General features: G+C 44.1%; 14 protein-coding genes, 2 tRNA genes and 3 rRNA genes (1 of these 19 only partly in view). 13 read left to right on the top strand and 6 right to left on the bottom strand.

Going from position 1 to position 18881, the window contains the following annotated elements; translation table 11 throughout:
• Positions 1–15: 15 nt before the first annotated feature.
• Positions 16–1089 carry an HD-GYP domain-containing protein gene (locus ACZ449_RS10500; RefSeq protein ID WP_464260966.1) on the bottom strand — a complete coding sequence of 358 codons (1074 nt, stop codon included), beginning with the start codon at positions 1087–1089 and terminating at the stop codon, positions 16–18.
• Between the two features lie 190 nt (positions 1090–1279).
• Here ACZ449_RS10500 and ACZ449_RS10495 point away from each other — a divergent pair, with 190 nt between their 5' ends.
• From ACZ449_RS10495 to pckA, 5 genes are all read left to right on the top strand, one after another.
• The gene (locus ACZ449_RS10495) at positions 1280–1537 is read left to right on the top strand and encodes a CPF_0552 family protein (protein ID WP_464260965.1); all 258 of its coding nucleotides are present in this window, start codon (positions 1280–1282) and stop codon (positions 1535–1537) included.
• 259 nt (positions 1538–1796) lie between these two features.
• The gene (ybaK, locus tag ACZ449_RS10490; protein WP_464260964.1) at positions 1797–2276 is read left to right on the top strand and encodes a Cys-tRNA(Pro) deacylase; all 480 of its coding nucleotides are present in this window, start codon (positions 1797–1799) and stop codon (positions 2274–2276) included.
• A gap of 33 nt (positions 2277–2309) precedes the next feature.
• A complete protein-coding gene (locus tag ACZ449_RS10485; RefSeq protein WP_464260963.1) occupies positions 2310–2984 on the top strand; it encodes a B3/B4 domain-containing protein in 675 nt (224 codons plus the stop codon).
• Between the two features lie 33 nt (positions 2985–3017).
• On the top strand, positions 3018–4520 hold the full coding sequence (gene thrC / locus ACZ449_RS10480) for a threonine synthase (RefSeq protein ID WP_464260962.1): 1503 nt from the start codon (positions 3018–3020) through the stop codon (positions 4518–4520).
• 79 nt (positions 4521–4599) lie between these two features.
• Positions 4600–6135 (top strand): phosphoenolpyruvate carboxykinase (ATP), encoded by a 1536-nt coding sequence (gene pckA, locus ACZ449_RS10475; protein ID WP_464260961.1) that lies wholly within the window; start codon positions 4600–4602, stop codon positions 6133–6135.
• A 48-nt stretch (positions 6136–6183) separates the two neighbouring features.
• On the opposite strand, the gene ligD (ACZ449_RS10470) is transcribed toward pckA, so the two are convergent.
• The 5 genes from ligD (ACZ449_RS10470) to ACZ449_RS10450 all read right to left on the bottom strand — a co-directional run bounded on the left by ligD (ACZ449_RS10470) (position 6184) and on the right by ACZ449_RS10450 (position 11817).
• Positions 6184–7104 (bottom strand): non-homologous end-joining DNA ligase, encoded by a 921-nt coding sequence (gene ligD, locus ACZ449_RS10470; RefSeq protein WP_464260960.1) that lies wholly within the window; start codon positions 7102–7104, stop codon positions 6184–6186.
• Positions 7094–7939 (bottom strand): non-homologous end joining protein Ku, encoded by an 846-nt coding sequence (gene ku, locus ACZ449_RS10465; protein ID WP_464260959.1) that lies wholly within the window; start codon positions 7937–7939, stop codon positions 7094–7096. The genes ligD (ACZ449_RS10470) and ku overlap by 11 nt, the downstream gene beginning before the upstream one ends.
• Positions 7940–7957: 18 nt before the next feature.
• Positions 7958–8944, bottom strand: a complete 987-nt coding sequence (ligD, locus tag ACZ449_RS10460; RefSeq protein ID WP_464260958.1) for a non-homologous end-joining DNA ligase — start codon at positions 8942–8944, stop codon at positions 7958–7960.
• 113 nt (positions 8945–9057) lie between these two features.
• On the bottom strand, positions 9058–10869 hold the full coding sequence (gene pepF, locus ACZ449_RS10455; RefSeq protein WP_464260957.1) for an oligoendopeptidase F: 1812 nt from the start codon (positions 10867–10869) through the stop codon (positions 9058–9060).
• 165 nt (positions 10870–11034) lie between these two features.
• Positions 11035–11817: an N-acetylmuramoyl-L-alanine amidase family protein gene (locus tag ACZ449_RS10450; RefSeq protein ID WP_464260956.1), complete on the bottom strand. Its 783-nt coding sequence runs from the start codon at positions 11815–11817 to the stop codon at positions 11035–11037.
• 174 nt (positions 11818–11991) lie between these two features.
• Here ACZ449_RS10450 and ACZ449_RS10445 point away from each other — a divergent pair, with 174 nt between their 5' ends.
• The 8 genes from ACZ449_RS10445 to ACZ449_RS10410 form a co-directional block, all read left to right on the top strand.
• A complete protein-coding gene (locus ACZ449_RS10445; RefSeq protein ID WP_464260955.1) occupies positions 11992–13755 on the top strand; it encodes a B12-binding domain-containing radical SAM protein in 1764 nt (587 codons plus the stop codon).
• Complete coding sequence (gene mnmL / locus ACZ449_RS10440) at positions 13736–14692, top strand: tRNA modification radical SAM protein MnmL/YtqA (protein ID WP_464260954.1); 957 nt, start codon at positions 13736–13738, stop codon at positions 14690–14692. The genes ACZ449_RS10445 and mnmL overlap by 20 nt, the downstream gene beginning before the upstream one ends.
• A 133-nt stretch (positions 14693–14825) precedes the next feature.
• The gene (locus tag ACZ449_RS10435) at positions 14826–14981 is read left to right on the top strand and encodes a hypothetical protein (protein WP_169535135.1); all 156 of its coding nucleotides are present in this window, start codon (positions 14826–14828) and stop codon (positions 14979–14981) included.
• A gap of 465 nt (positions 14982–15446) precedes the next feature.
• A 16S ribosomal RNA gene (locus ACZ449_RS10430) occupies positions 15447–17002 on the top strand.
• Between the two features lie 333 nt (positions 17003–17335).
• A tRNA-Ile gene (locus ACZ449_RS10425) sits at positions 17336–17412 on the top strand.
• Positions 17413–17525: 113 nt separating this feature from the next.
• Positions 17526–17601 (top strand) — tRNA-Ala (locus ACZ449_RS10420).
• Between the two features lie 117 nt (positions 17602–17718).
• Positions 17719–17830: ribosomal RNA gene (gene rrf / locus ACZ449_RS10415) — 5S ribosomal RNA — on the top strand.
• A gap of 359 nt (positions 17831–18189) precedes the next feature.
• A 23S ribosomal RNA gene (locus ACZ449_RS10410) occupies positions 18190–18881 on the top strand (it continues 2223 nt past the right edge of the window).
• The 16S, 23S and 5S rRNA genes sit together here with 2 tRNA genes alongside, the layout of an rRNA operon.

The following is an 18881-nucleotide window of genomic DNA, read 5'->3' as shown; positions in this document are numbered from 1 at the left end:
GGAGGGCGGTTTAGGCTAACGTACTATATAATCAATATTAATTTCGCTCTGTTCGGATAAATCAAGAACTAGTCCATTATCTAATTGAATCATCGAACGTGCAGGCTGTGCTCTATTAATATATACCACGCGGCCTTGTTGGCCGTCAGTAAGCGCCACTCGGTTGCCTGATAAGAAATTCGTCATGTTGTCAGCAAAAATTATGCAAATTTTGGGGTCAAGGCGGTAAACTTCCTCACGCAGTTTCTGAAGACTAAGATAGGGACTTAACCTGGATTGCGGATTTTCGCAGTTGATTGTCATCCCTTCATCATATAAATCTGCCACGGCCACAATCTTAGCATAAGGATGGATATAATAGTCAGTAATACTACCTGGGTAACCGCTGCCATCCCGCCTTTCATGATGCTGGAAAACAGCTGCAGTAATGCTTGGGGAGATAGTAGAAAGTTTACTTACCAGATGATAACCGTGGGCAACATGTTTCATATATTGTTCATATGAGTCTGGTGGAAGCCGGTTAGGCTGATTTAGCAGCTCTACCGGTAGGCGCGATTTGCCAACATCATGCAATAGTCCGGCCAAAGAGATAGCATTAACGGAATCTGGCGGATAGTTGAGCCAAGTGGCAATAAGTGCAGAGATGGCGCTAACATTGACGCTATGGTACATGGTATAGTCGTCACAAGGCGGTAAATTATATAGGCGGTCAATCACATTGCCTGCTTCGGCAACACCAGCAGCAAGTTCATCAGCAGTGGTGGTAAAAGTGTCTAAGGGGATGTCCTGGGTGGCTCTAATATCGTCAAAAGCCTTTTGCACGACGGTAACTGATTGGTTATATGTATTAAGGAATTTTTGTAGTTTTGGGTCAACAAGGGGATTAAGGGTGGTTACCTCAGTGTAGACCGAAACAGTGGGCACTTGCCAATTGTTTAATTTTTGAATAGTGTGTTGAGTGAGGATGCTGTTTTGGCTAAATAGTATTTTCCCATCATTGGAACAGACATCACGGGACAACTTCATACCAGGAACAAGATATTCAATACGCTGTTCAATTATTCTACGGTTTTCAGCTGTTTCACTCATAAAAACCTCACAATATAAGAATGAGAGTACAATATATAGCGATAATGTTATTTCAACAATAATATGGAAATATCCTTCAATTATATGGAAAGAACTATGATGAAAATTTTTATTTTTATCAAATGGAAGAAGGAATTTTTATAATTTATGATAAATCGTATATAAATATAAATAGGAGGTGTTGTTTACAATGACAAATTGCTCGACAATCATGACAATTATCCAGGACAATCGTATGGAGACGGCGGTAAAGGTTCAAGATGTACTTACAAACTATGGTTGCTATATTCGGGTGCGGTTAGGGCTTCATGATGCGGCTGTAGGTTCTTGTACCAACAACGGCATTATTTTGCTACAGTTATGCGGAGAGGCTGTGCCAGTAAAGCAGATCGAACAAGAACTGCAGAAAATACCTAATGTAAAAGTTAAATCGATGAACCTTGATTAGCGATTACGGGCGCGGTTTTCCGCGCTCGTATCTCTTTGTTGACAAATAGAGGAAACAATACTATACTGTGAAAAAATGCAAAAGCTATAGACGAATTTTTTAGCTGAGGAGGGAATATATTTGTCAGCAAAAGTCTGTTTTATTCCTATGATAGATATCAGCTTATTACAATTAAATGAAATAAATCGATATAGAATGCATGTAAATAATATAGTATGATTATAGTGATAGATAGTTAGGGGAGAAAACGTATATTGTTATGAAAACAAATGCTGCTAGAATATTGGATGGTCTTAAATTTACCTATGAATTGCGGGAATATGAGGTTGATGAAACTGATTTAAGTGCGCAAAATGTGGCGGAAAAAGTGGGGATGCCAGATGCGCAGGTATTTAAAACCCTGGTAGTAAAAGGCGATAAAACTGGAATTATAATGGCCTGTATCCCCGGGGCCACCGAACTTGATCTTAAAGCTTTGGCAGCCGTTAGTGGCAACAAAAAAGTAGAAATGGTGTCGCTAAAAGAGGTTCAACCGCTTACTGGTTACGTTCGCGGCGGTGTTTCACCGCTAGGCCCGAAAAAGCGTTATCCGGTTTTTTTAGATAAAAGTGCGGCAAACTGGCAGGTAATTGCTGTTAGTGCTGGTGTTCGAGGGTGTCAGATTATCCTTGCGCCTGAACACTTAGCGCAAGCTGTGAAGGCTCAGGTTTGTCCAATTGCTCGCGATTGTAAAGTTTAGTAGCTAAATGTCCGGGAGGAGTTTCTTTTTATTATGAAAATTACTATTCATGAAAGTATTAGTCAAGTTGTACCTAATTGCCGCTTAGGATATTTGACTATTAATGATGTTGTTGTCAGGGGGACACCACCAGCCTTAAGTCAGGAGTTTGATAGGCTGCAAATAGAAGTTGGTCAGGTATACAATATGGATAATCTGCCAAAACTTCCGCGGATTTTGGCAGTGCGTAATATGTACAAAAAGCTTCACTTTGATCCGTCACGTTATCGACCTGCATCAGAGGCTTTGGTGCGGCGTGTATTGCAAAAGAAAAACTTATATTATGTAAATAGTGCGGTAGATGTCAACAACTATTGTTCTATCAAGTTTTTATTGCCATTTGGTCTTTATGATTTAGATCAGATTGTAGGCGATAGTAGTTATAGACTGGCAACAGAGGGGCAATATACCAACATAGCAGGTAAGGAAGTTTCTGCTGATCATAAACCATTTTTAACAGACAATGTTGGGGTATTTGGTAATCCTACCGCAGATTCGCGGCGGACGGCGGTTACTTTGGCAACTCACAATTTGCTAGCTGTTGTTTATGCTGATGAAAATGTCAGTCACACAGAATTAAATAATGTACTTGATTTTGCAGCTACCATGTTTGTTTGTTATAATGGTGGGACTGTGACCGGAAAACATATTGTAAATGCCGAAAAATAGTTAAATAGTATTTTTTGTGGGAGGAGTCTTTGTATGTATCTTAGCACACGAGGTCAGGTTGAGAGGATGACATCCGCTCAGGCCATTGCACAAGGGATCGCCCCTGATGGTGGTTTGTTTGTACCGGAAGCTATTCCGTGCGTAGATGAAACGTTTATCGCTACGTTATGTTCGCTTTGCTACCAAGACCGGGCAGCCGCTATATTACAGTTGTTTTTGACTGATTATACGGAGGCTGAATTGAAAAGCTGTGTAGCTGGCGCTTACGGAAGCGGCAAGTTTAGTAGTCCGGCTGTCGCACCGGTTGTCAAGGTTGGCGAACAGACAGTTGCTTTAGAATTATGGCATGGCCCGACTAGCGCTTTTAAAGATATGGCATTGCAATTATTACCAAGGCTGCTGTCTTGTGCGCTCAAGAAGATCGGCGAACAGGCTCAAATCGTTATTCTTGTTGCCACCTCTGGGGATACGGGTAAAGCCGCGCTGGAAGGCTTTAAGGATGTGGAACAAACGCAGGTTATGGTTTTTTACCCAGAAGAGGGCGTAAGTCAAATTCAACGCCTGCAGATGGTTACGCAGGAAGGGGAGAATCTTAAAGTATTTGCTGTAAAAGGCAATTTTGATGATGCCCAGACAGGTGTAAAACGTATTTTTAGCGACCAAGCATTTAATGCAGAAATTGCTAATGACGGTTTTAAGTTATCATCAGCTAATTCTATCAACTGGGGCCGATTAGTGCCGCAAATCGTGTATTATTTCAGTGCTTATGCCGATTTGGTGCGAGATCAGCAGATAACGCAAGGCGATAAAGTGAATTTTGTTGTTCCTACAGGAAATTTTGGTAATATTTTGGCAGGCTATTATGCAAAACAGATGGGTTTACCCATTAACAAGCTGATCTGTGCTTCCAATAGTAATAATGTATTGACTGATTTCCTTACAACTGGTGTGTATAGCCGTAATAGGCCATTCTATAAAACGTATTCACCTTCGATGGATATTTTGATTTCTAGCAATTTGGAACGATTGTTGTACCATATTACTAAGCAGGATTCCAAACAGATCAGCCAGTGGATGGAAAAACTCAATACCACTGGGGAATATCATATTGGTGATGAGTATTTAGCTGCGATCAAAGAGCTATTTCCGGCAGGCTGGGTCGATGATGTTCAAACAGCCGCCACTATTGACCGAGTACATAAGGAGTATGGCTATGCGCTTGATCCGCATACGGCAGTGGCGTGGCAGGTTGCCGAAAACTATCGCCATCAGACTGGAGATACTACTTTAAATATTATTGTTTCTACCGCCAGTCCGTTTAAGTTTAATCAAACAGTGCTAAATGCATTAGCCGGAGCTGATAGCGTTAAAGATAAGTCCGAGTTTGCAGTTTTAAACCAATTGTCCCAAATTATTGACAGGCCTGTGCCGCCAGCACTTGCTGAGCTTGAACACAAGGCTATTCGTCATACGGCTGTGTGCGGTAAACAAGACATGCCGAAGGTGGTAAAAGCAGCAATACATACAACGCGCTAAAGATTACCCCCACGCACACCTGAGGTTGCAAACCTCTGTAATGCGGAATATATAGATATAATATAGGGGAGGCGAGGAAATGACAGGGAATGTATATCATAACTTAAGTTCTGCTCAATTAGTAGAAGCTGCCATTAGGAGAGGAGAAGGGCAACTAACTGCCAGTGGTGCGCTGCAGGTTACTACTGGTAAATACACAGGCCGATCACCTAATGACAAGTTTATTGTTGACTCGCCTGATGTGCATGACAAGATTGCTTGGTGTGGCAATAAGTCACTTTCTATGGGGAAATTTGATCAACTGTATAGTAAGATGCAGGAATATATTCAAAACCGTGAAATTTTCATTTTTAATGGTTTTGCGGGCGCTGATCCTGCAAACCGTATTTGTGTCCAGTTTATCAATGAATTTGCCTGGCAGAATCTCTTCGTACATCAGTTGTTTCTTCGCCCGGAAATAATAGAAGCAGAAGCTGAACTTGAGTATAAAGTGATTTGTCTTCCCGGTTTCAAGGCTGATCCTGCTGTTGATGGTACTGCCTCCGAAGCTTTCATCGTTCTTAATCTTGAAAAACGCATGGTGCTTATTGGCGGTACTCAGTATGCCGGCGAAATGAAAAAATCAATCTTCACCGTTATGAACTATATTTTGCCGGAACGAAATGTTTTATCAATGCACTGCTCAGCTAATGTTGGTGCTAATGGGGATACGACATTATTCTTCGGGCTAAGCGGTACAGGGAAAACCACCTTATCGGCCGATCCAGCCCGTCAATTGATCGGTGATGATGAGCATGGCTGGAGTGATACGGGCATCTTTAACATTGAGGGTGGCTGTTATGCCAAGTGCATTGGTCTTACCTATGAGACTGAACCGCAGATTTGGGAAGCCATTCGGTTTGGTGCTGTATTAGAAAATGTGGTCATTGATTCGGCAACCCGTCTACCAAATTTTGCTGATGGTTCGATCACCGAAAACACTAGAGTCGCCTATCCTGTAGACTATATTCCGAATGCTTTGATTCCCGGAGTTGCTGGGCATCCGCAAACCATCGTATTTTTGACGGCCGATGCCTTTGGTGTACTACCGCCCATTGCTAAACTTAATGATGAACAAGCAATGTATCATTTCTTATCAGGTTACACCAGCAAACTTGCTGGTACCGAACGCGGCATCACCGCACCACAAGCTACCTTTTCAACTTGTTTTGGCGCACCATTTTTGCCGTTGTCAGCCCACAAATATGCAAAACTCTTAGGAGAAAAACTAAAACGCCATCAGACCAAAGTATTTTTAATTAATACTGGTTGGTCAGGTGGTCCTTATGGTGTTGGCAGCCGGATGAAACTGTCTTATACTAGAGCTATGGTGACAGCGGCTATGGAAGGGCGCCTGGCAGAAGTATCCTACCAACTGGACCCGGTTTTCAATGTCTATGTGCCGGAAAGCTGTCCTGGTGTACCGGCTGAAATTCTTATGCCGCGTAATACGTGGAATGATAAAGCCGCTTATGATCGTAAAGCCCAGGAACTTGCTCGGCTGTTTGTTGAAAATTTCAGCAGCTTTACTTCGAACATTTCCAAAGAAATTATTGCTGCCGGACCTAAAGGTTAATTCGCAAGGCCGCCGTTTTCCACATGGGACGGCGGTCTTTGTGTATTATTAGATAACTGGCAGTTCTTGTTTGAGAGTAAGTACTGGGGCAAACAAGTCGCCTAGTTTGTCAGTTCGCGCTAATACCTGAGAGGCTTCAAAGCTTAGTAAATCAGGATTTTTTTGTTCAAGGACGCCAATAACTTCTTCCCAGGTTACCGGAGTAGAGATGGTAGGGCGTTCCTTGGCGCGGAGTGAATAGACACAAACAGTTGTTTTGTGTTCGTCATTTTGACTCCAATCGATAAAGACTTTGCCTGTGCGCAGTGCTTTTTTCATATTGGCAACAATCAGGCTAGGGTATTTTTCCTGAAAGCGGGTGGCGAGTAGTCGGGCAAAGCTTTTCGTCGTGTCATAGCTGACAGGCGTATTGAGAGGTATATATACCTGTAGACCTTTGGAGCCTGAGGTTTTTGGGAAACTTTGCAGCCTGTGCTTGTCAAAGTAATCTTTTAAAAGTAAGCCAACTTGGGCGCAGTCTACAATAGTAGCTGGCAGACCTGGATCAAGATCAAAGACTAATATGGAAGGTTGGTTTATTTTGGGGATTACTGATAACGAGGTATGTAGTTCGAGTGCTGCCAAGTTAATCGCCCATACCAGGGTAGCTAAATCAGTGGTGTTACAAAAGTTGATAGTACGATTCTTACCGCCACTCCAGATAGGAATGGTCTTAATCCAATCAGGATGAGGGGATGGACATTCTTTTTGGTAGAAAAACTTGCCTTGTGCACCATTGGGGTATCGTTTCATGGTCAGTGGTCTGTTGGTAAGGTGGGGTAGGATTAGCGGAGCAATACGAATGTAGTAGTTGAGCATTTGTCCTTTGGTAAAGCCTGTGGTGGAATAAAATACTTTATTAAGGTTGCTGATTTTTAGTTTACGTCCGGCTACATCAAGGGTTGTTTTGAGCTTGCTATCACTGGACATTGGCTTTTTTCCTCTTGGTGGTTGTCGGTGCTTTTTTAGCTTTGCCGCTGGAATTTTTTTCTTTTATTGCCGAGATGCTGGCTTCAAGAGCAGCCATTAAGTCAATTACTTTGCCGCCTTCCTTGACGTCTGGTTGGTTAATAACTGTTTGTCCCTCCGCCTTTTTCTCCAGCATATCCATAATCTGCTGATAATACTGGTCATGATATTTACCAGCCTCAAAGTCAGTAGTGAGCGATTCGATTAGCTGTTCGGCCATCACTAATTCTTTTTTGCTCGGCTCAGACACATCTGTTGGCAGTTCTTCCAACTCAACTGCGGCAATGATTTCGTCGGCAAAGTGCATAGTCGAAAGTGCTAGCGCTTTTCCCATAGGGCGGATAGCAGTAAGATATTCTTTATTGCGCATAACTACCCGGGCGATGGCAACTTTTCTAGTGCTTTGCATAGCAGCAAGTAGTAAGAAATAGGCGTTGCCGGCTCCTTTGTCAGGAGTGAGATAATAGCAGCTGTTGTAGTATAGCGGGTCAATCTGATCCAGGTTAACAAAATCTTCAATAGCAATTATTCGGGCATTTTTGGGCTGGATGGCCTCAAGTTCTTCGCTGGTGACAACTACATACTGCTCAGGCGAGATCTCATAGCCTTTAACAATATTGTCAGCAGGTACTTCTGTGCCGTCAGACGGGCAGACTTTCTTTAGGCGAATACGACAGCCATCTGATTTGCGCAGTTGGTTAAAGTGGATGGATTTCTTCTTGATGGCGTTGTACAGTTTGACTGGAATATTGACAAGACCAAAACTGATTGAGCCGCTCCACATCGGGCGGGGCATAGGCATTACCTCCAATGCTTAGTCTTCGCGGATAACTTGCCGTGGGTTTTTGTCGTCTCTTAACCCTTTAAAGGATGGATGACGGAGGGTATGGTTCGGGGTCCATTCGGTAAATTCGAATTCGCCAACTAACAGTGGTTCAACAAATTGTGCGTCTTTAGCTGTTATTTTATCAGCAAAAGGGTTGCTTTTTCTGCTTAATGGCGCCAATAACTGAGCAAGCGCTGCTAGTGTGGAATGAGTAAAACCGGTGCCAGCTTTCCCTGCGTATAACAAGTGCTGAGGTATACCGCAGGCCTTTGCTGCCTGGGGCGTATTATCATAGTAACCAAGCAAGAGTGCTCCTATTTGGCCTTGGCGGGCACCCTGTCCTGGTACCCAGCCGCCAATGACAAGTTCTTGGCGGCGTTGATTTTTGATTTTGAGCCATGCTCCGCTGCGTTTACCTGCTTGGTAAGGGCTGTCCAGGCGTTTGGCAATAATGCCTTCTAAGCCAAGCTGGCGGGTGGCGGCTAGGATGGCTTGTCCATCACCTGTTTTATAGGCAGGCGTTTGCCAATGAGCGTTGTTTAATGCAAGGTTTTCCAGTATGTCGCGACGATTGGTATAGGGGTTTTCCAAGAGTGAGTAATTATCAAGTGACAGGATGTCAAAGATTATATAATTTGCCGGAACTTTTTTAATCATCTTCGCGATAACTATATCGTCTTTTAATCCCATCCGGTGTTGTAACAGGGAAAAAGAAGGCAGGCCCTCCGCGTCAAAAGCTACAATTTCTCCATCAAGAATCATCTCGGTATGACGACTGCCTGCCGTCGTTGCTAGTGCCGTAAGCTCAGGGTATTGATGGGTAATATTTTTAAGATTGCGGCTTATAAGCATAAAGCTATTGCTTTTTAGATAAAAAAGCGCTCTGATTCCATCCCATTTAATTTCAAAGCTATATTCGCTTTGTGTGGTGGGTAACGGACCAGATTTAGCTAGCATTGGTTTGATAAGTGCCATAGTAGCCTCGCTTACTGATTAGTTAGTAATAGCTTTTGCAAGGTTGGCGAATATATTCCAACAAAAAACAGGCCAAAATAAATCTGGCCTGTTACACATGCGGTAATTGATTATCAATACTTGGATAATAAAAGTTCCAGTTCACCAAGCATGGTTGAAAACTTGTTAAGTGTGAGTTCAACAGGCTGTGGTGTGGACATATCGACACCAGCCTTTTTAAGTATAGTAATGGGATAATCAGCGCCGCCACTTTTCAAAAAGGCGATATAACGCTGCTGAGCACTATCGTCTTCATGTAACATTTTTTCGGCTAAGGTAGTAGCTGCCGCATAACCGGTAACATATTGGTACACGTAAAAGTCCCAGTAGAAATGAGGGATTCTGGCCCATTCGACATCGACTTCAGGGTCAACCGTCATTTCGGGGCCATAGTATTTGACATTGAGCGTATGCCACATTTCATCAAGTAAGTCAGCGGTCAGGGTTTCGCCTTCCTCGGACTTGTCGTAGATGGCTTTCTCAAATTCAGCAAACATGGTTTGGCGATAGACGGTAGTACGTACCATTTCGAGGTATTGGTTAATTAAGTACAACTTCTTTTGTTTGTCGGTAGTTGTTTTCAAGAGAAAGTCGTTGAGGAGGATTTCGTTGGTGGTGGAAGCAACTTCGGCGGTAAAGATGGTATATTGGGAGGTGGAATATGGTTGACTTGCCTGACTGTAATAACTGTGGATAGCGTGCCCCAGCTCATGCGCCAGGGTGCTGACATCTTCCAGGCGGTCATTATAGTTTAAAAGTACGAACGGGTGGACACCGTACACACCCCAACTATAAGCACCTGTTTGTTTGCCTTTATTTTCATAAACATCAATCCAACCGGAGGTCAGACCTTTGTTTAAGAGCGTAGTATATTCGGGGCCTAGTGGCGCTAGACCGTCGCGGACTAATTTTAGACTTTCGGGGTAGGTTATATTGAATTTTACTTCTTGTGATAACGGGGTATAAACGTCATACATATGGATAGTATCCAGTTTTAAGGCTTTTTTCTTGAGAGCAATATAGCGGTGCAGAGGCTCTAGATTGTTATTGACAGTGGTAAGCAGATTAGTATAGACACTTACCGGGATGTTGCCGTCAGATAAAGCAGATTCTAAGGTTGAGGCATAGTTGCGGGTGTGGGCATAAAATATGTTTTTCTTTACATTGCCCGCCAGTGTGGCAGCAAAGCTGTTACGTAAACCGTTGTAAGAACCAAATAAACCAGTGAAAGCATCTTTGCGAACCTGGCGGTCAGCTGACATAATTAAGGAACGGTACCGTCCTTCACTTAATGTGATGAGTTTTCCATCTGCGTCAGTGATGTCAGGAAATGTCATATCAGCATGGGCCAACATATTAAAGATATTTTCTGCTGTCTGGGTAGCTTCGACTGATCGGGATAAGATTTCTTCTTCATTTGGTGACAAAATATGCTGTTTTTGACGAGCGAGATTGTCAAAGTAGAAGCTGTAGTCAGCCAGGGATTGTTCAAGGCGGAAAGCGGCCAGCACAGCATCAGGCATGGCAAGAATTTCCGGTTCGATAAAAGAAGTGGCCGCGCCTAGTTCAGCAAGCAGTCCTTCGGTTTTGCCAACAAGAGCCTGGTATTTTGCATTGACAGTATTTTCATCCCGGTGCAGGCGGGCATAAGCAAGTAATTTGCCAGCCACAATGTTGATTTCATCCCTCAGGGTTAGACAGGTTGCAAGGCGGGAGGCTGTCTGGGACAATGTCTCCTTGTATTCAGCTATTTTGGGCAAGTCTTTTTTGATTTTGTCAAAGTCTGCTTGCCACAAATCTTCACTTCCATAAATATCTTCTACCTGCCACTTATACTTAGACTGTATTTGATCACGAGCAGGCAATGCTGTAGATACTTCTGACATGAAATCACTTCCTTTTGCGAGAATATATAGTATATATTAGCATAATGATATTTCCTGGTATAGCATGCCCGAAATAAAATATTTCTTATCCAGATGAAACGTATAATTTTCCATGGGAGTGAACGCCTATACTCCTAACGGGTTGTTAAACGGCTGGCCCTATTCTTATACTTTGAAGTATTTTAATATACCGTCACAAATGCTTTCAGCCGCATTATCTCGACCATCTACACTGGATAATAGCATTTCTTCTACTGTATTGGAAATAAAGGCGACTTCAATTAGGATTGATGTCATATTAGTGTAACGTAACACGTAGAAGCTGGCAAAGCGGGCGCCCCTATTTTTTGTACCTAATTTTTCGGCCAGGATTTGTTGTATGAGATTAGCAAGTTTTACGGAGGATTTGTCGCCGTAGTGGAAGGTAGTAGTGCCTGCAGCCGTATTACTGGTAAATGCATCATTATGGATACTAATAAATAAATCTGCCTCCGCTTGGTTGGCGACCTCAACCCGGGCGCTTAGTTCTTCCTGGTCGGTTGTTTCGGCAGAGGCAACCTCGGTATCAGAGTCGCGAGTCATGACAACGGTAGCCCCGCTTTTTTCAAGTTTTTCTTTGAGCAGCATTGCAATTGCTAAGGTATTATCTTTTTCTATAGTGCCAGTGGGACCGAGTGCCCCTGGATCGCTGCCACCATGACCGGGGTCTAGGCATATGACTTTGCCAGTAAGGCGGGCATTTTCATCTTCAGTCCTTTCATCACAAGTATTATCGCTCGGTAGTGTTGGCATCGAGGAATCTTTAGTATTTATTAGGACCAATTCCCGTTGGGCATCATAACGGATTCCGAACTTTAAAGCTTTGGCTATATTGCGGAGTGTTATTAATAAATCACGGTTGACGCGGGCACTGTCAGGTAGATAACGCCCATCGATCATAATCCGCATAATTTTCACCATCCTCATGTAGTATGGGTGGGATATAAGGTAATGGTTACCTTATTTTATTTTATGCGGAGCAGGTTTTATTGGTGAATGGCTGCTGAGACAAGTCTCGAATATTTGACAAGATAGGCCGAAACTACTATACTTGCAGGGAGATTATGGATGGGGAGAATGCTTGTGAAAGTTGTACTGTCAACATTGAATGCCAAATACATACATTCATCCTTGGCGCTTCGCTGTTTAGCGTCTTTTTGTCAAGCGCCGGGACGTACTATAGCTGTCCGTGAATATACGGTGAACAATGGTTTGCTTGAGATATTGAGTGACCTTTATGTCTGCCATGCTACTGTAATTGGTTTGGCCTGTTATATTTGGAATATAGAAGCAAGTCTACAACTAGCGGCACTTATCAAAAAAGTGCAACCTAAGACAATCGTTGTCCTGGGTGGTCCGGAGGTATCTTATCAGCCTGAAGACATCTTGAGAGAGCATGAGGCTGTTGACTATATCGTATTAGGTGAAGGCGAGCAAACATTGGAAGCATTGCTGACAATGCTAAGTCAAGGGCAGAAAGTAGAGAGTGTTCCTGGTTTGGCCTACCGAGGTCCTCAAGACATTGTTACAAGTCTGCCCCAGCAAGTGACCCAGCTTGATGACATTCCATTTCCTTATACGCACGAGGAGATGGGGGCACTTAAAGATAAAATACTGTATTATGAAAGCTCACGCGGCTGCCCCTTTGCCTGTCAATACTGTTTGTCAAGCGCAACTGCCGGTGTGCGGTTTGTAAGTCTGGCGAGGGTACTGCGTGATCTGCAATTTTTCATTGAGCATGATGTAAAACAGGTTAAATTTGTTGATCGCACATTCAATGCCCGTAAGGAACACTATTTTCCTATATTACAGTTTTTGGCTCAGCAAACTTGTCGGACCAATTTTCATTTTGAGATTGCTGCTGATATTTGGGATCAGGAAGTAGTAGAGTTTTTGCGGCAGGTACCAGTAGGCAGGTTTCAGTTTGAGATTGGTATTCAATCCACCAATGAACAAACGCTAACTGCCATCAAACGGCACAACAACTGGTCGAAGATCGTGAAAAATGTCAGCCAAGTCAGGGACTATGGCAATATTCATTTGCATTTGGATTTGATTGTTGGTCTACCGTACGAGAATGTATGCGTATTTGCCAAGTCGTTTGATGAGGTGTATCGCCTCCAGCCTGATATGCTGCAAATCGGTTTTCTCAAACTGCTTAAAGGCTCAGGCATAAGGCAGAATGCCGCCAGCCATGGTTACATAGCTATGACGACTGCACCGTATGAAGTATTGGCAAATAACTATATGGACTATGCCACAATCAGACACCTTAAGATTGTGGAAGAGGTATTTGAACAGATATATAATAGCGGACGCTTTCAACAGAGCCTGCTCTGGCTTATTGGATTAGTTAATGGTGGTGCATTTACATTCTATAGCAAATTGGCCGATTATTGGGAGCAGCATGGCTATCACCTTGTTGCCCATAGTTCCAAAAATTTGTATAAATATCTGGCTGAATTTTGTACTTGCTTTTATCCGCAGGCTAGGAATGAACACAACGAACTTTTGAAGTTTGACGCACTTATGAGCGAACATGGAGCCGTTCGTCCTGAATTTTTACCCTGGAACCAAGTTAATCAGGCTGCAAATGACAACTGGGCGGAACAGAAGACAGCCTTTTGGCGGGATAGCGACCGTGTTCGTCGTTATTTGCCTAACTTTACGTTTACTACCTGGCGGGAAATTAAAAAAACGTATCACATAGAAGTATTTAGCGTCGATATTCCGGCATATTTGCAAAACGGTGAAGGCTTGGAGAAACGTGAGGTGGCTATACTTTTCTCATATCAGAATACAAATCCGTCGTATCAGGTGATTAATAATGATGATTTCTGGAACTAGATATAATACCTATTCTGCCTACCTGCGCCAAAGGTATGGCGAAAAAGTGTACAAACTGCCTGTTAGTTTGCCGGTGACCTGTCCCAATCGCGACGGGCAATGCGGGCAGCAAGGTTGTGTATTCTGCGGTGAAATTGGCGCTGGTTACGAAAATCTACCAGCCTGGCTAACCGTAAGTGACCAATTAGCTGCCAACAAAGCGCATATTGCCCCTAAATATAAAGCTAAAAAATTCATACCCTATTTTCAAAACTTTAGTAATACCTATTTGCCGGTAGCGCAGCTAAAACAGCATGTCCTAGAAGCTTGTCAGGAAGACATTGTAGCCATTGCACTAGCAACCCGGCCTGATTGTATTAATGACAGCTATTTGGAGATGCTGGCAACTATCAGAGAAGAACGCGGCGTTGATATTAGTATTGAACTGGGGTTACAAACCGTTAATTATCACAGTCTGATCAAGATTAACCGTGGTCATAGCCTGGCCGAGTTTATTGATGCTGCGCAGCGAATTAAACGTTGGTCGATGGATGTGTGTGCACATCTTATTCTCAACCTCCCTTGGGACGACATGACCGATACAATAGAAAGTGCAAAAATCGTTTCGGCATTAGGTGTTGATCAAGTCAAGTTACATGCTTTATATATTGTTAAAAATACTGTGATGGCTGAGTGGTATCAGCAGGGCGAAATTACATTGATTAGTAAAGAGGAATATGTCGAGAGAGTGGTTACATTTCTGGAATATCTCCATCCGAATATTGTTATTCAACGTCTTATCGGCCGCGCACCGGAGACAAATACGCTGTTTACGAATTGGCAGACTGGCTGGTGGAAGATTCGCGAGGCGATTGAAGAACAATTGCTGGCACAGGATACCTGGCAAGGTAAGCAATGCAATTACCTAAATGGTTCAGCCGTAAGAAAGTTTTTATAAAACCAATTGATTTAGCTGATTTATTAGAATAAACTTACTCTTCTGTGATTATTTAAAGTTATTTACAAATACAGTTAGAGTTGGTAGTATAGGTATTGCAGTTTAAAAATTAAGGGAGAGTGTAGTATTACAAATGAAAAAGCTTCAATTATTAGAACAGATCGATAAACTTTCATCTTTGCTTCATAGTGACGACTTGCAGGAATTTAATTTCACCGCCGGGACAATCAGCGAAATGCGCATGAAACTGGATATGTTGTCAGAAGAATATATAGAATGCTATTGCTAAACATCGTTTATACGATGTTTTTCTTTTGGAGAATGTACGGTTGACATAATATTTTCGTCGTGGTACTATAAATTAGTCGTTTTTTGAATAGTTATGAGGCAACAAAAAGACAAAATAGAATATTGACACTCAATAATGTGCGTGTTAATATATATAAAGTTGATTGCGCCAAGCAACGACAAAAACTATAAAAAATGTATATTGACACGTCAAATATGATGTGATAATATATAAAAGCTGTCGCCGCAATGCGAACGACAAAATGTGTTCTCAGGCAAAACGTATCTTCCATGATACGACCTCAACACTAGTGCATTCCTTGCACGACGTTCCCTGAAAACTGAACAATGTAAGTAATGCATCATAAAAGCCAGATGTGCGTTGTATGTCGCGTGCGACATACAACACAAAAACAATTTTTTACTATGATTTATAGAGCCAACAAATGGCTTCAATAATAAAACTTTATTGGAGAGTTTGATCCTGGCTCAGGACGAACGCTGGCGGCGTGCCTAACACATGCAAGTCGAACGGGGAGTTATTTATAACTCCTAGTGGCGAACGGGTGAGTAACGCGTAGACAACCTGCCTCTAAATTGGGGACAACACCGCGAAAGTGGTGCTAATACCGAATGTGGTATCTTGGTCGCATGACTAGGATAAGAAAGGTGGCCTCTATTTATAAGCTACCGATTAGAGATGGGTCTGCGTCTGATTAGCTAGTTGGTGAGGTAATGGCTCACCAAGGCAACGATCAGTAGCCGGTCTGAGAGGATGAACGGCCACACTGGGACTGAGACACGGCCCAGACTCCTACGGGAGGCAGCAGTGGGGAATCTTCCGCAATGGACGAAAGTCTGACGGAGCAACGCCGCGTGAGTGAAGAAGGTCTTCGGATTGTAAAGCTCTGTCGTTTGGGACGAACGTATCTTGTGTGAATAATGCAGGGTAATGACGGTACCAAAGGAGGAAGCCACGGCTAACTACGTGCCAGCAGCCGCGGTAATACGTAGGTGGCAAGCGTTGTCCGGAATTATTGGGCGTAAAGGGCGTGTAGGTGGATTTTTAAGTCGTGTGTCTAAGTGCGGGGCTCAACCCCGTATAGGCGCAGGAAACTGGGAATCTTGAGTGCAGGAGAGGAAAGTGGAATTCCCAGTGTAGCGGTGAAATGCGTAGATATTGGGAGGAACACCAGTGGCGAAGGCGACTTTCTGGACTGTGTCTGACACTGAGGCGCGAAAGCTAGGGGAGCGAACGGGATTAGATACCCCGGTAGTCCTAGCCGTAAACGATGGGTACTAGGTGTAGAGGGTATCGACCCCCTCTGTGCCGCAAGCTAACGCAATAAGTACCCCGCCTGGGGAGTACGGCCGCAAGGTTGAAACTCAAAGGAATTGACGGGGGCCCGCACAAGCGGTGGAGTATGTGGTTTAATTCGACGCAACGCGAAGAACCTTACCAGGGCTTGACATTGAGTGAAAGACTAAGAGATTAGTTCCTATCTTCGGATACACGAAAACAGGTGGTGCATGGCTGTCGTCAGCTCGTGTCGTGAGATGTTGGGTTAAGTCCCGCAACGAGCGCAACCCTTATCCTTTGTTGCCAGCACATAATGGTGGGAACTCAAGGGAGACTGCCGTCGACAAGACGGAGGAAGGCGGGGATGACGTCAAGTCATCATGCCCCTTATGTCCTGGGCTACACACGTACTACAATGGGCTTAAACAAAGCGAAGCAAGACCGCGAGGTCAAGCAAAACGCATAAACAAGCTCTCAGTTCGGATCGGAGGCTGCAACTCGCCTCCGTGAAGTCGGAATCGCTAGTAATCGCAGGTCAGCATACTGCGGTGAATACGTTCCCGGGCCTTGTACACACCGCCCGTCACACCACGAAAGTTGACAACACCCGAAGCCGGTGGGGTAACCAGCAATGGAACTAGCCGTCTAAGGTGGGGCCGATGATTGGGGTGAAGTCGTAACAAGGTAGCCGTATCGGAAGGTGCGGCTGGATCACCTCCTTTCTAGGGATAAGCAGAGAGCCCAAGAAGCCGAGCCGCTAGGCGAAGGCTGATTGGTGCGAATCGCTTAGTTCTGAGTGGTAGCGAAGAACTTCCTACAACTCGGATAAGCGAGCTTCTCTTAGGTCGGTACATCTTGGCAGATGAACACTCTTACATTGTTTGGTTTTGAGGGAATGCTCATAAACTATACTCTGACAAAATTGCGTTAACGGGTTGCATCGTACGTAATGGTGGTTCGGGGTATAAAGAGTGCAAAAAATTCTCTTGAGGCTGTTATAAGCGAGTATCGCTAAGCAATACAGCGAGGGCGAGTTTTCACACAGCCGTAATTTTGGGCCTATAGCTCAGCTGGTTAGAGCGCACGCCTGATAAGCGTGAGGTCAGTGGTTCAAGTCCACTTAGGCCCACCATTTGTGATGTGAGATGCGGGAAGTTGGAAGTGGGAGTGAGACGAATTTGCTTTGCAAATTCAAAACCCACATATCACACATCTAACATCTGGTATCACAATTAATTCTTATATGGGGGCGTAGCTCAGCTGGGAGAGCACCTGCCTTGCAAGCAGGGGGTCAGCGGTTCGATCCCGCTCGTCTCCACCATAATCCAGTGACGATAGCTGTGGGAATGAAGGTACTAGCGTACCTTTGAATGTTACACTGTGTGTCCTGTAGCGTAAAGAGAGCCTTCGTCAAAGCCGTGAGGTAGTATATGTACTTAACGGCGGTAAGACGTGTGATCTGTTTCCGCATACCGAACACAGTAATTAAGCCCACAAACGCCGAAGGTACTTGGCTGGAAACGGCCTGGGAGATTAGGAAGTTGCTGGTTCGTCTCGACAGTCGACGTTAGACATACGACCTTCGATAAACCATCGAAAGTCTGAAGTCGTACATCAAAAATCGAGCAAGTGTTCCTTGAAAACTGCACAGAAGAAAGCAAAGTAAAATTACCTCTCATATGCAAATATGTGAAGTAACTTAACGAAGCGCAATTAGGATTTAACTGAAGGTAAAGCGTAAGCTAAACCCTCGGCACAGTAAAATGTAGCCGAGAGACTGGCTAGCGTGCATTAGATGCTAGGCGCGGCGAGCACCGAAGCAGAGGCGTACTGATAAGTACGTTGAGCATCGGAGCGCAGCCTGCAACAACGCAGATGATGTGCGATAGACAGTCGACAACTGATCATAAGTCAAGTTGTTAAGGGCATACGGCGGATGCCTAGGCGCCAAGAGCCGACGAAGGACGGGGTAAGCTCCGATATGCCAGGAAGAGCTGCAAGCAAGCTTTGACTCCTGGATTTCCGAATGGGGGAACCCGGCGGTGGTAATGCACCGTCACCTAACGTAAGTTAGGAGGGCACCCGGGGAACTGAAACATCTAAGTACCCGGAGGAAAAGTAATCAATTGAGATTCCCTAAGTAGCGGCGAGCGAACGGGGAAGAGCCCAAACCAGAGAGCTTTGCTCTTTGGGGTTGCGGACTGACAAAAATCAGAAAATATCTAGTCGAACTACCTGGAAAGGTAGGCCACAGAAGGTAACAGCCCTGTAAACGAAAGATTGCATCTGAGGGTCAGAATCCAGAGTACCACGGGACACGAGGAACCCTGTGGGAAGCAGGGGGGACCACCCTCCAAGGCAAAATACTCCTTGGCGACCGATAGCGCATAGTACCGTGAGGGAAAGGTGAAAAGCACCCCGGGAGGGGAGTGAAAGAGAACCTGAAACCGTATGTCTACAAGCAGTCGAAGACCCTTATGTGGTCGACGGCGTGCCTATTGAAGAATGAACCGGCGAGTTACAGTAACTAGCGAGGTTAAGTGGAAAACATGGAGCCGAAGCGAAAGCGAGTCTAAATAGGGCGATAGTTAGTTATTGTAG

The sequence above is a fragment of the Desulfosporomusa polytropa genome (assembly GCF_055380075.1).
Note: the sequence above shows the minus strand (reverse complement) of the source record. Positions and strands in the feature narration are given on the sequence as shown.